This is a genomic window from Variovorax sp. LjRoot130 (assembly GCF_964253755.1).
Classification (GTDB): domain Bacteria; phylum Pseudomonadota; class Gammaproteobacteria; order Burkholderiales; family Burkholderiaceae_C; genus Variovorax.
The window spans coordinates 859,166-880,325 of record NZ_CAXURM020000002.1 but is presented as its reverse complement, the minus strand read 5'-3'; the positions used below and the strand labels follow the sequence as shown (position 1 = coordinate 880,325).

18 protein-coding genes and 4 pseudogenes are annotated in these 21,160 nt (G+C 60.0%); 19 read left to right on the top strand and 3 right to left on the bottom strand.

Going from position 1 to position 21,160, the window contains the following annotated elements; all coding sequences use genetic code 11:
- Window positions 1-42: 42 nt before the first annotated feature.
- Entirely contained in the window at window positions 43-1,521 is a 1,479-nt protein-coding gene (locus tag ACSQ86_RS34035) for a PLP-dependent aminotransferase family protein (RefSeq protein ID WP_436310624.1), read from the bottom strand.
- An 84-nt stretch (window positions 1,522-1,605) separates the two neighbouring features.
- Between ACSQ86_RS34035 and ACSQ86_RS34030 the strand changes: the two are divergent.
- The 4 genes and pseudogenes from ACSQ86_RS34030 to ACSQ86_RS34015 all read left to right on the top strand — a co-directional run.
- Window positions 1,606-2,239, top strand: a pseudogene (locus tag ACSQ86_RS34030) (FMN-binding negative transcriptional regulator).
- Between the two features lie 16 nt (window positions 2,240-2,255).
- Window positions 2,256-2,600 carry an antibiotic biosynthesis monooxygenase family protein gene (locus ACSQ86_RS34025; protein WP_436306829.1) on the top strand — a complete coding sequence of 115 codons (345 nt, stop codon included), beginning with the start codon at window positions 2,256-2,258 and terminating at the stop codon, window positions 2,598-2,600.
- Window positions 2,601-2,671: 71 nt separating this feature from the next.
- Window positions 2,672-2,767: pseudogene (locus ACSQ86_RS34020) on the top strand (SMR family transporter); the annotation flags it as partial.
- 46 nt (window positions 2,768-2,813) lie between these two features.
- Window positions 2,814-3,416 (top strand): annotated as a pseudogene (locus ACSQ86_RS34015) (maleylacetate reductase); the annotation flags it as partial.
- A gap of 252 nt (window positions 3,417-3,668) precedes the next feature.
- Here the strand turns inward: ACSQ86_RS34015 and ACSQ86_RS34010 are convergent.
- Entirely contained in the window at window positions 3,669-4,310 is a 642-nt protein-coding gene (locus ACSQ86_RS34010) for a TetR/AcrR family transcriptional regulator (RefSeq protein WP_436310623.1), read from the bottom strand.
- Window positions 4,311-4,526: 216 nt separating this feature from the next.
- Window positions 4,527-5,405, bottom strand: a pseudogene (locus ACSQ86_RS34005) (IS256 family transposase); the annotation flags it as partial.
- 729 nt (window positions 5,406-6,134) lie between these two features.
- Here ACSQ86_RS34005 and ACSQ86_RS34000 point away from each other — a divergent pair.
- The 15 genes from ACSQ86_RS34000 (at window position 6,135) to ACSQ86_RS33930 (ending at window position 20,983) form a co-directional block, all read left to right on the top strand.
- Window positions 6,135-7,406 carry a branched-chain amino acid ABC transporter substrate-binding protein gene (locus ACSQ86_RS34000; RefSeq protein WP_436306831.1) on the top strand — a complete coding sequence of 424 codons (1,272 nt, stop codon included), beginning with the start codon at window positions 6,135-6,137 and terminating at the stop codon, window positions 7,404-7,406.
- Between the two features lie 64 nt (window positions 7,407-7,470).
- Window positions 7,471-8,262 (top strand): glucose 1-dehydrogenase, encoded by a 792-nt coding sequence (locus tag ACSQ86_RS33995; RefSeq protein WP_436306832.1) that lies wholly within the window; start codon window positions 7,471-7,473, stop codon window positions 8,260-8,262.
- 41 nt (window positions 8,263-8,303) lie between these two features.
- A complete protein-coding gene (locus tag ACSQ86_RS33990) occupies window positions 8,304-9,503 on the top strand; it encodes an acyl-CoA dehydrogenase family protein (RefSeq protein ID WP_436310622.1) in 1,200 nt (399 codons plus the stop codon).
- Window positions 9,504-9,517: 14 nt separating this feature from the next.
- The gene (locus ACSQ86_RS33985; protein WP_436297749.1) at window positions 9,518-10,450 is read left to right on the top strand and encodes an NAD(P)H-dependent flavin oxidoreductase; all 933 of its coding nucleotides are present in this window, start codon (window positions 9,518-9,520) and stop codon (window positions 10,448-10,450) included.
- Window positions 10,447-11,025: an NADPH-dependent FMN reductase gene (locus ACSQ86_RS33980; protein WP_436297748.1), complete on the top strand. Its 579-nt coding sequence runs from the start codon at window positions 10,447-10,449 to the stop codon at window positions 11,023-11,025. The genes ACSQ86_RS33985 and ACSQ86_RS33980 overlap by 4 nt, the downstream gene beginning before the upstream one ends.
- A gap of 24 nt (window positions 11,026-11,049) precedes the next feature.
- Window positions 11,050-12,096, top strand: coding sequence for an NADP-dependent oxidoreductase (locus tag ACSQ86_RS33975; RefSeq protein WP_436297747.1), 1,047 nt, complete (start codon window positions 11,050-11,052; stop codon window positions 12,094-12,096).
- Between the two features lie 12 nt (window positions 12,097-12,108).
- Complete coding sequence (locus ACSQ86_RS33970; RefSeq protein ID WP_436310621.1) at window positions 12,109-13,743, top strand: AMP-binding protein; 1,635 nt, start codon at window positions 12,109-12,111, stop codon at window positions 13,741-13,743.
- Between the two features lie 2 nt (window positions 13,744-13,745).
- Window positions 13,746-14,876 carry a Re/Si-specific NAD(P)(+) transhydrogenase subunit alpha gene (locus ACSQ86_RS33965; protein ID WP_436310893.1) on the top strand — a complete coding sequence of 377 codons (1,131 nt, stop codon included), beginning with the start codon at window positions 13,746-13,748 and terminating at the stop codon, window positions 14,874-14,876.
- 34 nt (window positions 14,877-14,910) lie between these two features.
- Window positions 14,911-15,240 (top strand): NAD(P) transhydrogenase subunit alpha, encoded by a 330-nt coding sequence (locus ACSQ86_RS33960; RefSeq protein ID WP_436310620.1) that lies wholly within the window; start codon window positions 14,911-14,913, stop codon window positions 15,238-15,240.
- Window positions 15,237-16,661 carry an NAD(P)(+) transhydrogenase (Re/Si-specific) subunit beta gene (locus ACSQ86_RS33955; RefSeq protein ID WP_436310619.1) on the top strand — a complete coding sequence of 475 codons (1,425 nt, stop codon included), beginning with the start codon at window positions 15,237-15,239 and terminating at the stop codon, window positions 16,659-16,661. Before ACSQ86_RS33960 ends, ACSQ86_RS33955 begins: the two co-directional genes overlap by 4 nt.
- Window positions 16,662-16,961: 300 nt before the next feature.
- Window positions 16,962-17,711 carry an SDR family NAD(P)-dependent oxidoreductase gene (locus tag ACSQ86_RS33950; RefSeq protein ID WP_436297744.1) on the top strand — a complete coding sequence of 250 codons (750 nt, stop codon included), beginning with the start codon at window positions 16,962-16,964 and terminating at the stop codon, window positions 17,709-17,711.
- A gap of 4 nt (window positions 17,712-17,715) precedes the next feature.
- Entirely contained in the window at window positions 17,716-18,036 is a 321-nt protein-coding gene (locus ACSQ86_RS33945) for a hypothetical protein (protein WP_436310618.1), read from the top strand.
- A 70-nt stretch (window positions 18,037-18,106) separates the two neighbouring features.
- Window positions 18,107-18,808, top strand: coding sequence for an SDR family oxidoreductase (locus ACSQ86_RS33940; RefSeq protein WP_436297742.1), 702 nt, complete (start codon window positions 18,107-18,109; stop codon window positions 18,806-18,808).
- A gap of 69 nt (window positions 18,809-18,877) precedes the next feature.
- Entirely contained in the window at window positions 18,878-19,957 is a 1,080-nt protein-coding gene (locus tag ACSQ86_RS33935) for a phosphotransferase (RefSeq protein WP_436297741.1), read from the top strand.
- A 63-nt stretch (window positions 19,958-20,020) separates the two neighbouring features.
- Complete coding sequence (locus tag ACSQ86_RS33930) at window positions 20,021-20,983, top strand: PLP-dependent cysteine synthase family protein (RefSeq protein WP_436310617.1); 963 nt, start codon at window positions 20,021-20,023, stop codon at window positions 20,981-20,983.
- Window positions 20,984-21,160 lie beyond the last annotated feature (177 nt).

Sequence of the window (21,160 nt, the reverse complement as noted above, 5' to 3'; positions counted from 1 at the left end):
GCATCCAGTTCGGCGGAGGCGCGCTTCAGCGCTCGGCTTCGCTCACCGCTCGGCGAGCACCGCTGCCAGAACACGCATTCCCTGATCGATCTCCTCGACCGTCAGACTGGCATATCCCAGAATCAGCCCGGCTGGCCGGGGTTGCATGCGCGACTCCGGCTTGGCGAACAGCGGCGACACCGGGTAGACGCCCACGCCCTTGCTACGGACAGCAGCCGCCAGCGCGGGCTCGTCCTGCGGCCGCAGGAACGGCAGCCAGAGCACCCCATGCAGTCCGGCCGCCGTACCGGTGACTGCGGCGCCGCCGGGCAGGTGGCGCACAACTGCATCGAGCAGCGCCGCGCGCCGGCGTTCGTGCGCGCGGCGCGTGCGCCGCACGTGACGCTCGTAGGCGCCGCTGTCGATCAGCGACGCCAGCACACGCTGCTCCAGCACAGGCGCATGGCGGTCGGCCAGTCGCTTGGCCTGCCGGAACACCGGCACCAGTTCAGGCGGCAGCACCAGGTAGCCGAGCCGAAGCTGCGGCGACAGCGCCTTGGAAAAAATGCCTATGTAGATCACGCGGCCATCGCTGTCCACCGACTGCAGTGCGTCGATCGGGCGCTGGCCGTAGCGAAACTCGCCGTCGTAGTCGTCCTCCACGACCCAGGCGTGGTGCGTTCGTGCCCAACGGAGCAGCTCGAGGCGCCGGCCGATCGGCAGCACACCTCCCAGTGGAAATTGGTGCGAAGGCGTCACATAGGCCAGGCGGGTGCGATCGTCGTTTGGCAGCATGGCGGTGTCCAGGCCTTGGGCGTCCACCGGTATTGCCAAGGCCTCCGCGCCGGTGGCCTCGAAGCACCGACGCGCCATCAGGTAGCCGGGCTCCTCGAAGACGAAGGCGTCGCCGGGATTCAACAGGAGCCGCGCGCACAGGTCGATGGCCTGCTGTGAGCCGTGCACCATGAGGATCTGCTCGGCATCGCAGGCCAGGCCCCGCGCGCGCCGGAGGTATCCCTGCAGGGATCGGCGCAGCGACGCATCGCCTTCGGGCGCGACGTAGTAGAGCCGGCGTTGATGGCGCAGCAGTTCGGCCTGGTAGGCACGCCGCCAGGCCAGCGCCGGAAAGTCGCGAGAGGCCACAGCGCCGTACAGGAAGTCGATGCGGCAAGGTTCCGCAGGAGCAAGCCCGGGCATGTCGATCGCCGCCAAGCGACAACCGAAGGCCGAGAGAGTCGGTGCAGTCCTGCCGCGCTGCTTCGGCTTCGTATCGGGACGCTCGGGCGCAGCCAGCGGACTTGCGACACGGGCAACCCGCCCGGCCGACGTGGCAAGAAAGCCCTCGGCCGCAAGCTGCTCGTAGGCGGCGTTGACGGTGGTGCGCGACACCCCCAAATCTGCCGCCAGGGCACGCGTGGACGGCACCTGCGCGCCTGCGGCGAGCGTCCCGTCGGCGATCTGGGAACGCAGCAGGTCGTAGATGCGGCGTCCGGCCCTGTCGGCACCAGAACTTGGGCTTAGCGGCGTATGAAACTGGTCCATGCAAAAGGAATGGAATTGGACCTTCCCATTGTGCCGGTTCCGCGCGACAGTACCAGCTGCCCACACCATTCCCACCTTCCCCCGATGTACATCCCCACGCACTTCGCCGAAACAAGACCCGAGGAACTGACCCGCATCATCCGCGAGCATCCGCTGGGTGCGCTGGTCACGCAAGGGACCGCGGGCCTGGACGCCGATCACCCTCCCCTTCGAGTTCGATCCCGATGTTGGAGCACATGGCTTGCTCTCGGCGCACGTCGCTCGCGCCAACCCGCTGTGGCAGCGCTGCCCCACGGGAACTCCGGTGATGGTCATCTTCGGCGGTGCCCAGGCCTACATCTCGCCCAGCTGGTACCCGTCCAAGCAGGAGGCGCACCGCCAGGTGCCGACCTGGAACTACGAGGTGGTGCACGCGCACGGCGTGCTCACCGTGCATGACGACGAGCGCTTTGCGCGCCGCATCATCGCGCGCCTGACGCGGCGGCACGAGGCGGCCGAGCCGAAGCCCTGGAAGATGGGCGACTCCGCACCCGAGTACATCGACAGCATGGTGCGCAACATCGTGGGCATCGAGATTGCCGTCACCTCGCTGGTGGGCAAGTCCAAGCTCAGCCAGAACAAGGAAGCGCGTGACCGCCTCAATGCCGCAGAAATGTTGAAGGCGCGCGGACGCGAGGAAATGTCGGAATTGATGCGCAACGCCAGCGGAGTGAGCTGACGAGCCTGCACGACCCATGTACACGTCCACCTTCACTTTCGCAAAGGGCGAGTTCGACGACGAGTTCCATGCCTTGGACAACGTCATTGCACAGCTTGCCAAGTCCATCCCAGGCTACCTTGGCGAGGAGAGCTGGGAGAACCCTGCAACAGGGCTCGTCTCCAACGTGTACTACTGGAAGACGATGGAGGCGCTCCAGGACCTCATCGGGCACCCCGCACACATCGCTGCAAAGAAGCGCCAGGCGCTTTGGCTCAAGGGCTACCAGGTGGTCATTGCACAGGTTGTCCGCTGCTATGGTGATGGCGGCATTCCGCACCCGCTCGCTGGCGAAACGCGATCAGTACCTTGTGTCCGCTGAAATTCGGCGGTCTTATGAACAACGATAGAGTCGATCGGATGCGGCGTCTGGATCGCCGAACTGAGAATCGTATGGCCTGGATGCTTCTGCTTGTCGCCGGTCTTCTTGAAGTAGGCTGGGCCATGGGCTTGAAGTACACAGATGGATTCACCAAGTTGTGGCCAAGCAGCAGCGGCCCATTGTTCGACGACTCGACTCTGCCTTCTATCCGGCCTGCCCGTGGCCATTAGTATCACGAGTGGCATGAACGCGATCGCGCATGCGGCCGAAGGCCTGTACGCGCGCGACGGCAATCCGGTGATGGACCTGATGGCCGAGGAAGGCATCCGTGCACTGGCCAGGGCACTGCCGGCCATCCTTCGGCGCAGTGACGATATCGATGCGCGCGGGGATGCGCTGTATGGTGCCTGGCTATGCGGGACGGTGCTGGGCAACGTGGGCATGGCGCTGCACCACAAGCTGTGCCACACCCTGAGCGGCAGCTTCAACCTGCCGCATGCCGAGGTGCACACGGTGGTGCTGCCTCACGCCCTCGCCTTCAACGCGCGAGCGGCGCCCGCGGCCACGTCCCGCATCGAGCGCGCGGTGGGAATCGGCACCGGGGTGCGAGGCAGCGCCGCGGCGGCCCTGTTCGACCTGGCGCGAGACAACGGGGCACCGGTGGCGCTCCGGGACATCGGCATGAAGAAGAATGACCTTGACCGTGCCACAGATCTCGTTGTGAGCAACCCGTACTGGAACCCGCGAGAGGCCGGCGTAGCTCAGCGAGGCGAGATCAGGGGACTCCTGCAAAAGGCCTTCGAGGGCACCCGGCCTGAGGAGGCCGGTTATCTGCGACCGAGATCAACTGGTATCGGTACACCGGCCACGGCATTGAAGAAAAACAGTGTTGATCAAACCGGGCAGGTCACTAATTGGAGTCGGCTGTTTTCTTTCCTTGGCGGAAGGGAGTTAGAAGGATCCGAAATGCCGCACCGAACGAGTCGCACCCGGCATTGGTACGCCTTGGCAAGGCAGCTAACTTATTGATAGTAGACGATCTGGCGCAAACTTCTCGACCGTCTTTAATCAAGAGTTCGCCGGAACATTGTTCGGTTTTTCACTGGCAATGGCGCGAACTAGCCGAAGTAATGAGGGCTGCAGAATACGTGTTTCGAAATCGCGACGCGGTATCGCGAGCTGCGCCATGATGAGTCCGTTAACACAATTCAACACAAAGGCATAATCCAAATCTGGATCACTGGACCCAAGTTTCAGAAAGCTATCCCGCATCAGACTGGCATGTATCTTTCCCCATTTCACCAGCACGCTACCCAACTCTAAGTCGCGCGACCCCGCGAGCGTAAGTTCGGTGATCGCCATGCCCATCGCATGATCATTGACCATGTACTTGATGTTGTGCTCCGCAAGAACGGTGGCGAACCGATCGGCGTCGTCCGCGCACTTCCCAAGTTTAGGCGTGACGAGGGTGATGTTGTTTGCAATTCGACGGCAAACATCTTCAGCGAGTGCGCACATTAGGGCGCTTCGGGAGCCGAAGTAATAGTTGATCGCTCCATGACTTGCATTGGCTTCGACTGAAACCGCTCGCAAGGTTACAGCATGATGCCCGTCGCGAACTAGTACGCGAAGCGCCGCTGCGATCAAGTCTTTGTGACGCTGACTTCCACGCGCGCTTAGTGGCAAATCTGGTTCAGCAAAGGCGCTCACGGAAGGCTCTTAAAAGTCGTTTGGACCATCAGCTTAGCAGAAGAGGACGTTCGATCATCGGGCCTCAAGTGGGAGATTTAGGTTCAAGCAGACCGTCTCTAAGAGATTGAAATGCGTCCGGTTTTGTCGAGGCTCAACACTCTCAAAGGATAGGGGGGTCGCGCCCCATTCCGTGGTGTAGGTCCACAGCCCAGAGAAGGCTGAGTTGCACGGTACTCAGCGAGCCACTGCGGACAGCCGAGTGGGCGCAGTGTCGCTCAGGGTCTGCAAGCCTTCAAGCTGCATATAGCGCCGGTTGAGCGACCACTCGTCGTTCTGTTCGAGCATCATGGCGCCGACGAGCCGCGTGATCGAGGCGTCGTTGGGGAAGATGCCCACGACGTTCGTGCGTCGCTTGATCTCGGCATTCAGCCGCTCCAGCGGGTTGGTCGAGTAGATCTGCGTCCAGTGCGCCCGCGGGAAGGTCATGAAGGCCAGCACGTCGTTCTCCGCGTCGTCCATCAGAGCGCCAAGCTTGGGGAACTTGTCTCGGAGCTGGTCGGCGACCGACCTCCATTGCGCCCGCGCCGCTTCGGCCGAGTCCTGCACGAACACCGTGCCGATGGCGGCCGAGACCATGCGCCGCTGCGTCTTGCCGGCATGCGCCAGGGCGTTGCGCATGAAGTGCACCCGGCAACGCTGCCAAGTGGCCTTCAGCACCTTCGCGGCGGCCGCCTTGATGCCCTCGTGGCTGTCGCTGATCACGAGCTTCACACCGCGAAGACCTCGACGGTTCAGGCTGCGCAGGAACTCGGTCCAGAAGGGCTCGGCCTCCGAGGCGCCGACCTTTAGGCCCAGCACCTCGCGCTGGCCATCGGTGTTCACGCCCACGGCCACTATCACCGCCACGCTCACGATGCGCCCGGCCTCGCGCGTCTTCACGTAGGTGGCATCGATCCACAGGTAGGGCCAGTCGCCCTCGATCTGACGCCCCAGGAAGGCGTTGACGCGCTCATCGAGTTCGCCGCACAGCCGGCTGACCTGGCTCTTGGAGACGCCGCTCATGCCGAGCGACTTGACCAGATCGTCCACCGAGCGGGTGGAGATGCCTTGCAACTTCACAGTTCGGCCTCGCCGAGTCCCTGGAGTTGTTCGCTGCTGAGCATGGGCGCCAGCTTGCCGAACTCCGCGGCACGCGGCCTATTGGCAAACGTCCCAATTGCTGCTTGGCCACTTGACGCTCACGCCATGTTGATGTGACCCTGCCTCCATCGCCCAAGCGCTGCCGCAGTGCCCGAGCACAAATGCATTGAGCTGTTCACGCGACAGGCCATCTGTGTCGCAGGGCCATGTTCGCCCAGCGGAAGCAGCCTTGACTCCGCTGGCGCCTGCATAGCCAGACCATCTTGCACAAGGACCATGCGGTTGCCTTGTCAGTTGGCGAAGAGCCAGGCGCGATGGGGCCCTCGCCGTGTCAGTGACAGCGTGCAGGTTCGGCCTCGCGAGCCACACAGCACCAAAAGATCAACGCTGCACGATGAGATGGAGAGTTCAGGCACCGGGCTCTCACCAGCCTTGCGCGCTGACGGCGTCGCGGCACTCCAGCCCCCAGTGCACTAGGCGGTCGCGTTGGCCTTGAGCCACCGTGATTCCGGCCACTGAAGCTTCGGATTCGCGCCCAGAACTGTTGGCCTTCAGGGTTGCATCAGGGGTCGCGTCGTGAATCACTTGGAGCTCTCCCTTAGATCACCTGCGCGACTGCTCTCGGGTAAGTACTAGTTCCGCCCGACCCCGCGGCAGTTAGATTACCCAGACTGCAACTTATCCACTTGGAGTACTTTTCTGATGGCACCAACAACCTTCACGCGGAGGCACTTCGCCCGCATCGCGACTTGGGCAGTGGCTGGGTTAGGTCTTTCAAGACAAGCGCTCGCGCAAAACCAGAAGCCTGTGCTGAAAGGCCAGGTGGTGAAAATTGCAGTGATCGAACCCTTGTCCGGGATGATGGGTTCCGTAGGCACAAACCTGCTGAGGACCTATCAGTTCCTAGCAGAACAATTCAGCAAATCTAACGCAGCCGGCCTGCAATTTGAAATCGTTGCGTTCGATAACAAGCTGAGTCTGTCTGAAACTGTCTCAGCACTTCAGAGCGCACTAGATCAGGGTATTCGGTTTGTTGCGCAAGGCACTGGTTCAGCGCCGGCGCTGGCGCTTATCGACGCGATCGAAAAGCACAACCAGCGCAACCCAGGACGGGAAGTCCTTTACCTAAACCACGCTGCCACCGATCCGGAGCTGACTGGCAGCCGATGCAGCTACTGGCACTTCCGCTTTGAGGCTGACACAGCGATGAAGATGGAGGCATTGACAAGCTTTATAAAAGACCAGCCTATGGTCAAGAAAGTATATTTAGTCAATCAGAATTATTCCTCGGGCATCCAAATCGCAGAAGCCGCGAAACTCCGCCTGCGGGAGAAGAGGCCGGATATCGCAATTGTTGGCGACGATCGCCATCCACTCGCACAGACACGTGATTTCGCACCTTACATGGCAAAAGTCCGCGCTTCTGGAGCGGATACGATCGTTACAGGGAACTGGGGGACAGACCTTTCGCTGCTTGTGAAGGCCGCAGAAGAAAGCGGTTGGAAAGGCGCTATCTACACCTACTACGCGGCGGTTGCCGGCACCCCCACAGCACTCCGCGGGATTGCCGACAATCGAGTGTTTCAAGTCGCCTTCAGTCATTACAACATGGGCGGTCAAATGAACGTCTGGATGAATGAATTTCGTAAGCGGTTCAACGACGATTTCTATACGCACAGTATTGCCTTAGTCTTCGAACTGTTAAGTAGGTCAATTCAACAGGTGCAATCTGTAGATGTGGTCCGGGTGGCAGCGCAGATGGAAGGAGCGAAATTCCGCGGCTTTAATGGCGTGGTCGAAATGAGAAAATCGGATCACCAACTTCAGCAGCCGTTTTTTGTAACTGTATGGACGAGCGTGAGCGCTCAATTCCCATACAGTGCCGAAGGAACTGGTAAAACATTCGCGCCTGTGCGCGAGTTCGCTGCTGAAGAAATTGCAAGACCCTCAACCTGTCGAATGGCACGCCCCTGAACAGAGTTTCCCCCGGAAAAAAAATTTCTCCGCAACTTCTCCACTTGGAGCATTGTATAAATCCATGAACCACTATTCCAATACGCTTTTCGACCTTGAAGGTTCCACCGCTCTTATCACGGGCGGGTCGCGAGGCATCGGGCTCCAAATTGCGGAGGCGCTCGGTAGTGCTGGTGCGCGGCTCATGCTGACGGCAAGAAAGGAGGCCGAGCTCGAGGCCGCAGCCGCTCACCTGGGAAGTCTTGGAATCGAGGCGTCCTGGGTTGCGGCCGACTCCAGCGACTCGTCCGAGGTCCAACGTGTTTGCAGCAGAACTCTCGACACGCTCGGCCATTTGGACATATTGATCAACAACGCGGGAACTTCCTGGGGCGCCTCGGCTGAAACCCACACGCTTCAAGCCTGGGACCGCGTCATGAATCTGAATATCAGAAGTCTTTTTCTTTTTAGCCAACAAGCTGCCGTGGGAAGCATGATCCCGCGCAAGCGCGGTCGCATCATCAACATCGCCTCAATTGCTGGGCTCGGCGGGAATCCAGCGCCAATGGAATGCGTCGCTTACAACACCAGTAAAGGAGCAGTTATCACGTTTACCCGTGCACTTGCTGCCGAATGGGGTAAGCACGGAATTACCGTAAATGCGATCTCCCCGGGGCTTTTCCCAAGCAAGATGGCAGACGGGGTGATTGCAGCGTTTGGTGAGGAAAGAATCATCAGCACGACGCCTCTTGGGCGGCTGGGCGATCCAGACGACCTGAAAGGCGCTGCTCTGTTGCTCGCTTCTGCAGCCGGGAAACACATGACCGGTCATGCAATTGTTGTCGATGGTGGCACCAGCGCGGTGATCGGCGCGTGAATGCACGAATATCAATTCGCCAATGAACGAAAGCTTACCCTATGACGTTTGAGTACGAACCATCAGAGTTGACGCAGCGTGATGAACTGCTTTACGCATGCCAAGAGTTGAGCCCAATCTTGCAAGCGGCAAACGACACGGTAGAAAAAGAAAGACATTTGCCAAACGAACTTGCCGAAAGACTGGCTCAGGCCGGCCTTTATCGCATGTTCGTTCCGCGTGCACTCGGTGGCTTGGAGGCGGATGTGCATACATTCGTGGCCGTCGTTGAAAAACTGGCACAAGCTAATGCTGCGGCGGCATGGTGCACGTTTATCTCGAACACATCGACCATCATTGGGGGTTATCTTCCTGGTCCCGAAGCAAAAGTAATATTTAAGAATCCAAACATCAAAATGGCCGGAGTATTCGCGCCGCGCGGGACTGCGGTCCGCACGGTAGTCGACGGGGTACCGGGTTTCCTGGTAAATGGAAGTTGGATGTGGGGATCAGCATCGTACAACGCTGATTTCATCACCGGCGGATGTGTGATTTTGGGAGAGGATGGAAAACCAGAAAAACTGGCGGACGGGACACTGGAAAATCGTTCCATGGTCTTTAGAGCAGAGCAAGTGTCGATAGCCGACACGTGGCACACGCTCGGTTTGCGCGGAACAGGTAGCAATGAATACAGCGTAAAAGATGCATTCGTCCCTGCCGGCCTGTCGGCATCGATACTTACCGACGTACCGATCCCAGGTGCATTGTTTAAGTTTCCGGTGTTTTGCATTCTGGGCGTGGGCATTGCAGCAGTAGCGCTCGGCATCGCACGTCTTGCCATCGATAGCCTGATAGAGCTCGCAACAAAAAAGACGCCTCAAGGCAGTGCCCGTCTTTTGGCCGAGCGCGCCTCAACTCAGCAGCATGTAGCAAGGGCGGAAGCCCAGCTTCGCTCCGCTCGGGCCTTCCTGATTGACGCGGTTGACCGGGCATGGTCGGCGTCCACCAACTCGGGGGAGATTTCTGTGGCGCTACGCCGAGACCTTCGACTGGCGACGACCCATGCAAGCGAGCAAGCGGTCGAAGTCGTCACTCGGGTGTATTCCTGTGCGGGTGGCAGCGCGATCTTTGACGACTCTCAACTTCAGCATTGCCTGCGCGATGTCTTAACTGCGTCCCAGCACATGATGGTCAGTGAGTCCACGTATGAACTCACGGGCCGGCTGTATCTCGGCCTTCCGACGAATTCCGCAATGCTTTGAGGACGCAAATGACAATGCCTGAAGACTGGCTCAGACGGTTGAAATTGCCGCTCCTTATCGCACCGATGTTTCTGGTGTCTACCGTCGAGCTGGTAGTGGCTGCGTGCCGTAAAGGTGCCATTGGAACCGTTCCGGCCGCGAATGCCAGGACTGTTGAAATCCTGGATGAGTGGTTCCATCGGATTTCAACTCAGCTAGGGCCGACTGATGCGCCGTGGGGCGTGAACCTGCTGGTTCATAAAAGCTATCAGCGGCTCAGCCAAGACCTTGATGTAGTGGCGCGCTATCGGCCACCGCTAATCATTACAGCTCTTGGCAGTCCTAAGGAGGTAATCGAATGCGTGCACTCGTATGGCGGACGAGTGTTTGCTGATGTGAACTCTGTACAACACGCCCGAAAAGCCGTATCGCTCGGAGTCGACGGGCTTGTCCTAGTAGCTGCTGGCGCGGGAGGGCATACCGGGATGATGAGCGCCTTTGCAATGGTCCCGGCCATTCGAGAGTTTTTCGGCGGGACGATAGTCTTGGGCGGGGGAATCATCAATGGGTCCGGTATTCGAGCTGCGGAGACGCTGGGCGCGGACCTTGCGTCCATGGGTACAGCATTTATCGCCTGCCCGGAATCAATGGCCAGCGACTCATATCGTCAGATGTTGCTGGATTCGGATATTGACGATCTGATCTTGACTAAAGCTGTTTCTGGAGTGCCGGCGTATTGGCTGCGAAAAAGCCTGGCCGCGGTCGGCATTAATGCAGACGAACTCGAGTCTGCAGAGCCGGTGCGCAACGGAGACATTGAGCGTTGGACGAAGGTGTGGTCAGCCGGCCATGGTGTCGGATCGCTCAATGCGATTGAGCCAACGGCCGCTTTGATGGACAGGCTAACCCGCGAGTACTGGTCCGCCGTTGAAAGCGGACCTCAACTGCAGCATTTCGAGGCCGCATGATGACTAATTCCTCGCCACGGATCCTCGGCATTGGGGGTGGGACAAGACCCGGTTCAAGTGCCGAGCGCTATCTGCAGCTTGCACTCAGCGCCGCTGAAAAGGCAGGGGCAACCACAAGCTTCCTCGGTGCCAATTCGCTTCGTTTGCCTCTCTATGAACCCAGCGCAGCGGCAGACGTTGCAGCACAACTGCTTGTTAAAGAGTTGCGCAGAGCCGACGGAATCATTATCGCTTCGCCTGGCTATCACGGAACCGTATCCGGGTTCATGAAGAACGCGCTTGACTATGCCGAAGAAACCAGAAGTGATAAGCGCCCCTATTTCAGCGAACGAGCGGTCGGGTGCATGGCCATAGCTGGTGGATGGCAGGCGGCCGTCGGAACGATGGCGTCCTTGAGGGAGATAGTGCATGCGCTGAGAGGGTGGCCTACCCCGATGGGCGTCGCCATCAACATAGCTGAAGCGCCGCTCGATTCTGAAGGCACCTGCCAATCGATTTCCGTGATACAGCAAATTCAGCTTATGGCCAGCCAGGTTGTTGAATTCGCAAATCTTTCGACCAATCGACAATTTTAAGCAATTTGAACTCGGAGATATCCCATGACTGACCTTTCGCAACTATCCAACAAGCAGTTCGTTCTCAGGCAGCGTCCCAGTGGGCTGCCAAAAGAAAGTGACTGGCAGCAGGTAAAAACGACAGTAATGGCACCAGAGAACGGAAAGGTGCTCGTGGCAGTCACCTTCATTTCTGTGGATCCCGCCATGCGGTCGTGGATGAATGAAGGGAAGTCCTACATGGAGGCAATTGCTATCGGTGATGTCATGCGGGCCGCCGGGGCCGGTTTGGTCTTGCAGTCCGACGACGCGAGATTCAGCGTCGGTGACGCCGTGCTAGGAGCTTTTGGTGTCCAAGAGTTCGCAACCATGAATGCCAATGAACTTACGAAGATTGATATCTCAAATGTGCCAGCAACGGCTTATATGGGCGCCCTTGGTACTCCTGGTTTTACGGCGTACTTCGGTCTTCTGGAAATAGGGAAGGCCAAGTTCGGCGAAACGGTCCTGGTGTCCGGCGCTGCAGGAGCCGTGGGTTCAGTTGTCGGCCAAATCGCCAAGATCAAGGGATGTCGCGTCGTTGGTATTGCGGGGGGCGCAGAAAAATGCGCTCACCTTGTAAACAATCTGGGGTTTGATGCTGCCGTTGACTACAAACAGTCTGACGCACGTGCTCAGTTGTCAAAAGCATGCCCGGAAGGTGTTGACGTTTACTTTGACAATGTCGGCGGCGAAGTACTTGATCTAGCTCTCGGTCGCATTCGCCGCGGTGCGCGTATTGTGGTCTGTGGGGCCGTCTCACAATACAACAATGTAGCGCGCGGCAACGGGCCAAGAAATTACATGTCTCTGCTCATGAACAGAGCCACGATGGAAGGGTTTGTAATTTTCGATTATGAAAAGCGTTATCCTGAGGCACTGCATGCATTGCGAGGTTGGTTAGCTGCCGGCTGGATCAAATCCTACGAAGATGTGCTCGAAGGCATTGAGACTTTCCCCACTGCCCTGCAGCGCATGTTTGAGGGGGGAAACACCGGAAAAATGCTTATCAAACTCCCAGCAACCGCTGGCCTTGCTGCAACTGCGAAGTAGCGGGGGCAACTAATGAACAATCGCCCGTGGCTGGAGTGGTATCCGCCTCAAGTTCCGCACACTATCGATCCCTTGAAGGAGTACCGGACCCTTGCCGATTTTTTCAGTGCTTCGTTTTATCGTTTGAGCGATCGCATTGCTATTCGTCATGAAGATAGTGAACTCAGCTATTCAGATCTAGATTCGTTGAGTCTAGGAATTGCAGCGCATCTACAAACATTGGGGCTCGAGGCGGGAGCAAAAGTAGCCGTCGCTCTTCCCAATTCACCACAATACGTTATAGCGGCAATCGGTGTAATTCGAGCGGGGATGGTATTGGTCAACGTTAACCCCGCCTACACTTCTCGGGAGTTTCTGCTGCAAGTATCGGACGCTGAAGCTGAGGTGGCCATATTGCTCGAAAGTCAATTCGATGCAGTGAAGGATGGCCTATCCCAGACGCGGGTTGACCATTCAATTCTGTGCAACCTGCGCAGTGATTTGAAACCCAGGCGAGAAAATCCTGGCACAAATCATGCCGTCAAATCAGTCATCGATATGCCTGAAGCGCTCTCGCTTGGGTTGTCCGCGACGTATTCGACGCCCAAGCTGGCCAAAAGTGACACCGTGGTTCTGCAATACACCGGCGGGACCACGGGGGTTTCCAAGGGGGCAATGCTCTCTCATGAAAGCTTACTGGCCAACACTGCTCAAAACTCCGCTTGGTTCCAGCCCGCATTGGCAGACATACCCGTCCCGGTGTTCGCGTGTGCATTGCCTCTATACCACATAGTTTCTTTCATAACACTTCTGGCGAGTATTAAATTGGGGGGAATTGTGCTCTTGATTACCGATCCTCGCGACTCGGCGAAGATGCTGGCGAAATTGCGTGAAGCCCCTTTTCATATGCTGCCCGGCATCAATACGCTGTTTAGCAACTTGATGAATGATCCTGAGTTCGACACAGTCGATTGGCGACATCTCAAGGTTACCACTGCTGGCGGAATGGCCACGCAACGTCCAATTGCCGCGAGATGGCTCGAAAGAACAGGTTGTTCCATTAGCGAGGGATACGGACTTTCCGAGACGTCCGGAACGGTAAGCTGCAACCCACCTCACGGCAATATTCGCCAAGGGACCGTCGGCCCGCCAGCACCGTCAACGGAAGTATTGATCCTTAACGAAAAATTCGAAGCCCTGCCATTGGGAGAGATTGGACAAATTGCAGTTCGCGGCCCACAGTTGTTCAAGGGTTATTGGCAGCGCGACGCCGAAACTGCTCGTTTCATGACGAAAGACGGTTTTTTTCTTACCGGCGATCTCGGTTGTATTGATGAACACGGCTATCTGTGTATTTCTGGCCGGGAGAAGGAAATGATGCTGGTGAGCGGGTTCAACGTTTATCCCAGCGAGATTGAAGCTGTCGCTATCGAAATGGATCAGGTGCTTGAGTGCGCGGCGGTCGGCGTTCCTGATGAGCTCACTGGAGAAGCCGTGAAATTGGTTGTGGTGCCTCGAAGTGACGCGCTAACTGAAGAATCAATTAGACAACACATGAAGGCAAACCTAACTGCGTATAAGCGTCCAAAGATCATTGAATTTCGGACAAAGCTCCCTCGGTCAGCAGTTGGGAAATTGCTACGCTCCTCGCTTGGTGCCGCGCTGTGACATTGAAGATTGGCGTGCCTGCCGAGACAATGGCCGGCGAAACCCGCGTGGCCGTTACGCCCGAGACGGTGAAAAAACTTGTCGCCACGGGGCACGCGGTTCGCGTGCAGTCGGGGGCCGGCGTTGCAGCCAGCGTCACCGACGCCGCCTACCAGGCGGTCGGCGCCGAAATCACCGACGTGGCGACCGCCTTCGGGGCCGACATGGTGCTCAAGGTGCGCACGCCCAGCGATGCGGAAACCGCGCTCATGAAGCCGGGCACCGTGGTGATCGGCATGCTCAACCCGTTCGATGCCGCCGGCCTGCAGCGTCTGGCCGGTGCCGGCCTCACGGCGTTTGCGCTCGAAGCTGCGCCGCGCACCACCCGCGCCCAGAGCATGGACGTGCTCTCATCGCAGGCCAACATCGCCGGCTACAAGGCCGTGATGATCGCGGCCGACAAATACCAGCGCTTCTTCCCCATGCTGATGACCGCCGCCGGCACCGTGAAGGCGGCGCGCGTGGTCATCCTGGGCGTCGGCGTGGCGGGCCTGCAGGCCATTGCCACCGCCAAGCGCCTGGGCGCCGTGATCGAGGCCTCCGACGTGCGTCCGAGCGTCAAGGAGCAGATCGAATCGCTGGGCGGCAAGTTCATCGAGGTGTCCTACGACACCGACGAGGAGAAAGAAGCCGCGGTCGGCGTCGGCGGCTACGCCAAGCCCATGCCCCCCAGCTGGCTCGCGCGCCAGCAGGTCGAAGTGGCCAAGCGCGTGGCGCTAGCCGACATCGTCATCAGCACCGCGCTCATTCCGGGACGCGCCGCGCCCACGCTCATCACCGAGGACATGGTCAAGGCCATGAAGCCGGGCTCGGTGATCGTCGACATCGCGGCCGGCAAGGGCACGGGCGGCGTGGGCGGCAACTGCCCGCTGTCGGAAGCCGACAAGACGGTGATCAAGCACGGCGTGACCATCGTGGGCGAGACCAATCTTGCGGCGCTGGTGGCGGCCGACGCGTCGGCGCTCTATGCGCGCAACGTGCTCGACTTCCTCAAGCTCATCGTCACCAAGGAGGGCGGCCTGAAGATCGACCTCGAAGACGACATCGTCGCCGCCTGCCGCGTCGCGCACGACGGCAAGGTCACGAAGAAGTAAGCCACCCCCGGCACCCACGCGAGGAGAAGAATCCATGGATCCCGTTTCCCATACCGTCATCAACCTCATCATCTTCGTGCTGGCCATCTACGTGGGCTACCACGTGGTGTGGACCGTCACGCCCGCGCTGCACACGCCTCTCATGGCCGTGACCAACGCGATCTCTGCCATCGTGGTCGTGGGCGCCATGCTGGCAGCCGCGCTCACCGAAACCACGCTGGGCAAGACCATGGGCGTGCTCGCGGTGGCGCTGGCCGCGGTGAACGTTTTCGGCGGTTTCCTCGTCACGCGGCGCATGCTCGAGATGTTCAAGAAGAAAGAGAAGAAGGCCGCGCCCAAGGCTGAAGAGGGAGTCGCCAAGTGAGCATGAATCTCGTCACGCTGCTGTACCTCGTTGCCAGCATCTGCTTCATCCAGGCCCTGAAGGGCCTCTCGCATCCCACCACCTCCATCCGCGGCAACATCTTCGGCATGACCGGCATGGCCATTGCCGTGCTGACGACGGGTGCGCTCATCTACAAGCTGGCGGGCGGCAATCTCACCGGCCTGGGCTACGTGCTGGTTGCGCTGGTGCTCGGCGGCGGCCTGGGCGCCTACATGGCCAACAAGGTCGAGATGACCAAGATGCCTGAGCTGGTCGCCTTCATGCACAGCATGATCGGCCTGGCGGCGGTGTTCATCGCGGTTGCGGCCGTGGCCGAGCCGCACGCCTTCAACATCACGCCCAAGGGCGAGATGATTCCCGCGGGCAACAGGCTCGAGTTGTTCCTGGGCGCGGCCATTGGCGCCATCACCTTCAGCGGCTCGGTCATCGCCTTCGGCAAGCTCTCGGGCAAGTACAAGTTCAGGCTGTTCCAGGGCGCGCCGGTCCAGTTCAAGGGCCAGCACATGCTGAACCTGGCGCTTGGCTTGCTGACCATCGCGCTCGGCCTGGTGTTCGTCTTCACCGAGAGCTGGACCGCCTTCTTCCTGATGGTGCTGCTGTCCTTCGTGATGGGCGTGCTGATCATCATCCCGATCGGCGGCGCCGACATGCCGGTGGTGGTCTCGATGCTCAACAGCTACTCGGGTTGGGCCGCGGCAGGCATCGGCTTCAGCCTCAACAACGCGATGCTGATCGTCGCCGGCTCGCTGGTGGGTTCCTCGGGTGCGATCCTGAGCTACATCATGTGCAAGGCGATGAACCGCTCGTTCTTCAACGTGATCCTGGGCGGCTTCGGCGGCGAGGCGGCCGCGGCGACAGGCGGCGCCAAGGAGCAGCGCCCGGTGAAGAGCGGCAGCGCCGACGACGCGGCCTACATGCTCTCCAATGCCGAGACCGTGATCATCGTGCCGGGCTACGGCCTGGCGGTGGCCCGGGCCCAGCATGCGGTCAACGAGCTGGCCGAGAAGCTCACCCACAAGGGCGTGACAGTGAAGTACGCGATCCATCCGGTGGCCGGACGCATGCCCGGCCACATGAACGTGCTGCTGGCCGAGGCCGAAGTGCCCTACGACCAGGTGTTCGAGATGGAAGACATCAACGGCGAGTTCGCGCAGGCCGACGTCGCGATCATCTTGGGCGCCAACGACGTGGTGAACCCGGCGGCGCTCACCAAGGGCACCCCGATCTACGGCATGCCGATCCTGGAGGCCTACAAGGCCAAGACGGTGATCGTGAACAAGCGCTCGATGGCTGCGGGTTATGCCGGTCTGGACAACGAGCTGTTCTACATGGACAAGACCATGATGGTCTTCGGCGATGCCAAGAAGGTGGTCGAGGACATGGGCAAGGCTGTTGAGTAAAGGCTTTGCTGATGAACGCAACAACACAGAGCGATTGGCAACACGGAGGCGGTGTTCCCGCCAACTGTGGTCATGGTCAAGGATTGGCCAGCTGTGGGCCGGATCGTTCTTGCCAGCGTCTTGCTAGTGAAAGAACGCTGCGTTGCTGGACCCGCGGTGCGCGAGATGAGTGCATCGGGCTTCTGCATCGGTCAGGTCGCCTTGATTGAAGCCTCGTCCTATAGCGGCTTCAGTGCCTGACCTCGCTCTTCATCCACCCCATTCGGCGCAACCCGTGCCGGACCACCCGAAAGGCCCGAAATGACTCCCTCCCTCCAAGGCAAGATCGCTGTCGTGACTGGCGCAAGCACCGGCATCGGTCTGGCCATTGCAAAACGGTTTGCAGCCGAAGGCGCACGCGTCGTTATCACCGGTCGGCGCCAGAAAGAGCTTGACGTTGCGGTCGCCGAAATCGGAGATCAAGCCTCCGGCGTCCGCGCCGACGCCTCCAGCTTGCAGGATCTCGACACCCTCTTCGCGACCGTCAAGCAACACCATGGACGCATCGACGTCTTGGTCGCCAATGCGGGAGGCGGCAGCATGGCTCCGCTTGGCGCGATCACGGAAGAGCTGTTCGACCAGACGTTCAGCACCAACGTGAAGGGGGTGCTCTTCACAGTTCAAAAGGCACTTCCCCTGTTGGCGGATGGCGCGGCAGTCATCCTGGTTGGTTCGACCAGTTCGATACATGGCGTGCCTGCATTCAGCGTCTACAGCGCTTCTAAGGCGGCAATTCGGAACTTCGCTCGTAGCTGGATTCTGGACCTCAAAGGTCGCAACATCCGCATCAATGTCCTCAGTCCCGGACCGACGAAAACGCCTGGGCTGGTAGGCCTGGTGCCAGTAGAGCAGCAGCAGGGGCTGCTTGATGGTTTTGCGGGTCAGATCCCGATGGGTCGGATCGGGGAACCCGATGAAATCGGCAAGGTCGCAGTCTTCCTGGCCTCGGACGCATCGAGCTTCGTCACCGGCATCGAGCTGTTCGTCGACGGCGGCATTGCGCAGATCTAGAGCGATGAAGCTGTTCAACCTGCTGAGCGCTCAGGCTTTGGCTGCAGCTCCCATGCTTGGCCAGATTGCATCTCCGGTCGCAGCGGCCGAGCGTGTCAGCCTCGTCGACCATTTGAAGTTCACTGGCCTCAGTCCCGAGCGCGGCGGAACGATCGAGATCGGTCACTACCACTTCGACCATGTGGGCCAGGCGACCGACTCTCCCCGGGGCCAAGCTGTTGATCGGTTTCGGAGCAACCGTTGCCGCCCATCGGATCGGCCTGACCCTCGTGGCCTGGGGAGCCTTGCGCGCAGCTTCCCACCTTCCTTCGACCGCGAAATATAACGAATAGCGTATCCATGCCGCGCTCTACCGCTGCACCGCAGCCTCTTCAACTTCCTCCAAGGACCTGACCATGAAACTCGACAACGCCACCGTCCTCGTCACCGGCGCCAACCGCGGCATTGGTCTCGCTTTCGCCCGCGCCGCTCTGGCCCGCGGCGCCCGCAAGGTCTACGCGGCAGCGCGCGATCCCGCCAACGTCACGTTGGCCGGCGTCGAACCGATTCGCCTCGACGTCACCAGGCCCGATGAGATTGCCGCAGCGGCACGCCATTGCGGCGACGTCACGCTGCTGATCAATAACGCCGGTATCGCGACGCTCGGCGGCTTCCTTGCCGAGGGCAGCGTCGAGGCCGCCCGCGCCCAGTTTGAGACCAATTTTTTCGGGCCGCTGCGCATGGCGCTCGCCTTCGCGCCGGTGCTCGCAGGCCACGGCGGCGGCGCGATCCTGAACGTCCTGTCGCTCGCAAGCTGGATCACCGCACCGCGTCTCGCGACCTATGCCGCCACCAAATCGGCCGCCTGGTCATTGACCAACAGCCTGCGCCACGAACTGCGCGCCCAGGGCACCCAGGTACTGGGCATGCACATGGGGTTCGTTGACACCGACATGGCGCGCGGCAACGATCAGCCCAAGTCCAGCCCGGACGAGGTGGTGCGCCGCAGCCTCGACGCCCTCGAAGCCGGGGCCGAAGAGGTGCTGGCCGACGAGATCACCCGGCAAGTCAAGCAAGGCTTGTCGGCCGAGCCGGGCGTCTACCTTCGGACGACCTAAGGCTGAGCTGCGTTCCGGCAAGCTATGCCCGCACCTACCTGATTGAACGGTAATCCCGAGACCCTAGACATGACAGAAGCTCAAACCGGCACTAAGCCCATCCCCGAGTCTCATGCGTTCGATGTGGCCGCGCTGCGCGCCTATCTCGAGCCGCGGGTCGACGGCTTCGAGGGACCACTCACGGTCGAGCAGTTCAAGGGCGGGCAATCGAACCCAACATACAAGCTCAACACGCCGGAGCGCTCTTACGTGATGCGCTGCAAGCCCGGCCCGGCGGCGAAGCTGCTGGTCTCGGCGCATGCGATCGATCGTGAATTCACTGTGATGCGGGCGCTGCGCGCGACCGACGTGCCGGTCCCGGACATGTACCTGCTGTGCGAAGATGAATCCGTGATCGGCTGCGCCTTCTACGTGATGGAGTACATGGCCGGCCGCGTGATGTGGGACCCATCGATCCCCGATGCCGACGGCACGCGGCGGAGTCGAATCTACGACGAGATGAACCGCGTGATCGCCGCGCTGCACAACGTAGACGTTAAGGCAGCGGGTCTCGAGAACTACGGCAAGCCGGGCAACTATTTCGAGCGCCAGATCGGCCGCTGGACGAAGCAGTACGAGGCTTCGATCACGCAGCCGATCCCCGAGATGGATCGGTTGATGGACTGGCTCCCTGCGCACATACCGGCCAGCGCGCGCGACGAGAGCCAGGTGTCGATCGTGCACGGCGACTACCGGCTCGACAATCTGATGTTCCACGCCACCGAGCCACGTGCGATCGCCGTGCTCGACTGGGAGCTCTCGACCATCGGACATCCGCTGGCCGACTTGAGCTACCACTGCATGTCGTGGCACATCCAGCCGGGCCAGTTCCTCGGCATTCGCGGGCTCGACCTCGCCGCCCTCGGCATCCCCGACGAGAAGACCTATGTGCGCCGCTACTGCGAGCGGACAGGCCGCGCCGACCCCGACGCGGTGATGGCCGATTGGAACTTCTACCTCGCCTACAACATGTTCCGGCTCGCCGGCATCCTGCAAGGAATCGCCAAACGCGTGGAGACGGGGACAGCATCGAGCGCACAGGCAAAGCAAGCGAGCGCTGGTGCGCGGCCGCTTGCGCAGATGGGTTGGGCGCTAGCACAATGCGCTTGAACGAGCGCGCGCCTACTCCAGCGACGCCCTCAAAATGCTCATCCCTTCTCGATGCAACAATGAATGCCTATGAGCCAGCCTCCTCCCCTTCCATCGGAATCAGCTTTGGGCGCAATTGGAAATACACCCGTCGTAAAACTTCGCCGGGTGGTACCGGAGGGCAGCGCATCTGTATACGTGAAGTTGGAGTACTTCAATCCAACAGGTTCATACAAGGATCGCATGGCGAAGACAATGATCGAGCAAGCAGAGGCCCGAGGGACTCTCAAGCCTGGCATGACTGTCGTCGAAGCAAGCGGGGGAAGCACCGGTTCGTCTCTTGCGTTTGTCTGTGCCGTCAAGGGCTATCGATTTCGCATCGTTTCATCCAACGCATTTGCCCAAGAGAAACTGAAAACGATGGCTGCGTTCGGCGCAGAGGTTGAGCTGATTCACAGTCCGTCCGGGAAGATTTCGGCGAACTTGATTCCTTCGATGATTCAGCGAGCGAAAGCGATCGCCGACGAGGGAAATTGCTATCTGACAGACCAGTTCAACAACCGTGATGCCCTCATCGGGTACGAGCAGATCGGGATCGAACTCATCAAGCAGATTCCCAGCGGAATTTCGGCCTTCTGCGGAGCAGTAGGAGTGGCGGGCATGGTGATGGGGGTATCGAGAGCCCTCAAGGCAGCTGCCCAAGGTACGCGAATTGTCGCCCTCGAGCCTGCTACTTCGCCCGTTGTATCTCGCGGCTACGCTGGCGAGCACCATGTCGAGGGGATTGGCATCGGCTTCGTTCCACCGCTGCTGGATCCAGAGCTCTATGACGAAGTACGGGCGATCTCCGAAGACGAGGGACGTCGGATGTGCCGGCGCCTGGCGAGCGAAGAAGGGTTGCTTGCCGGGACATCGACCGGCCTTAACGTGACCGCGGCAATACAGCTCGCCCGTGAACTCGGGCCCGATGCAACAGTCGTCACAGTCGCATCGGATACGGGCCTCAAATACATGAACGGCAATCTCTTCTCTGCGCCTTCTGCATAGTGAGGGATGGAAAAAAAACGCAGCGATTAAGCCGCGGGCTCTGGTACGTCTTTCAACTTAGCGGCGGTGGTCGCATCTGGATAAGCCGTACCCGCGTCATGCAACGATATCTTCGCCGTTTCCGGCAACATCAATCCACCCATCAATCCCATCACCGCGATCCCGACCAAATACAAC

Coding starts and splice junctions, on each gene's coding strand:
- ACSQ86_RS33945 (WP_436310618.1), top strand. CDS start 17,716: ATGAAGCTGTTCAACCTGCTGAGCGCTCAGGCTTTGGCTGCAGCTCCC.
- ACSQ86_RS33990 (WP_436310622.1), top strand. CDS start 8,304: ATGACGTTTGAGTACGAACCATCAGAGTTGACGCAGCGTGATGAACTG.
- ACSQ86_RS33935 (WP_436297741.1), top strand. CDS start 18,878: ATGACAGAAGCTCAAACCGGCACTAAGCCCATCCCCGAGTCTCATGCG.
- ACSQ86_RS33950 (WP_436297744.1), top strand. CDS start 16,962: ATGACTCCCTCCCTCCAAGGCAAGATCGCTGTCGTGACTGGCGCAAGC.
- ACSQ86_RS34000 (WP_436306831.1), top strand. CDS start 6,135: ATGGCACCAACAACCTTCACGCGGAGGCACTTCGCCCGCATCGCGACT.
- ACSQ86_RS33995 (WP_436306832.1), top strand. CDS start 7,471: ATGAACCACTATTCCAATACGCTTTTCGACCTTGAAGGTTCCACCGCT.
- ACSQ86_RS33975 (WP_436297747.1), top strand. CDS start 11,050: ATGACTGACCTTTCGCAACTATCCAACAAGCAGTTCGTTCTCAGGCAG.
- ACSQ86_RS33985 (WP_436297749.1), top strand. CDS start 9,518: ATGCCTGAAGACTGGCTCAGACGGTTGAAATTGCCGCTCCTTATCGCA.
- ACSQ86_RS33960 (WP_436310620.1), top strand. CDS start 14,911: ATGGATCCCGTTTCCCATACCGTCATCAACCTCATCATCTTCGTGCTG.
- ACSQ86_RS34025 (WP_436306829.1), top strand. CDS start 2,256: ATGTACACGTCCACCTTCACTTTCGCAAAGGGCGAGTTCGACGACGAG.
- ACSQ86_RS33930 (WP_436310617.1), top strand. CDS start 20,021: ATGCCTATGAGCCAGCCTCCTCCCCTTCCATCGGAATCAGCTTTGGGC.
- ACSQ86_RS33980 (WP_436297748.1), top strand. CDS start 10,447: ATGATGACTAATTCCTCGCCACGGATCCTCGGCATTGGGGGTGGGACA.
- ACSQ86_RS33970 (WP_436310621.1), top strand. CDS start 12,109: ATGAACAATCGCCCGTGGCTGGAGTGGTATCCGCCTCAAGTTCCGCAC.
- ACSQ86_RS34035 (WP_436310624.1), bottom strand. CDS start 1,521: ATGGACCAGTTTCATACGCCGCTAAGCCCAAGTTCTGGTGCCGACAGG.
- ACSQ86_RS33940 (WP_436297742.1), top strand. CDS start 18,107: ATGAAACTCGACAACGCCACCGTCCTCGTCACCGGCGCCAACCGCGGC.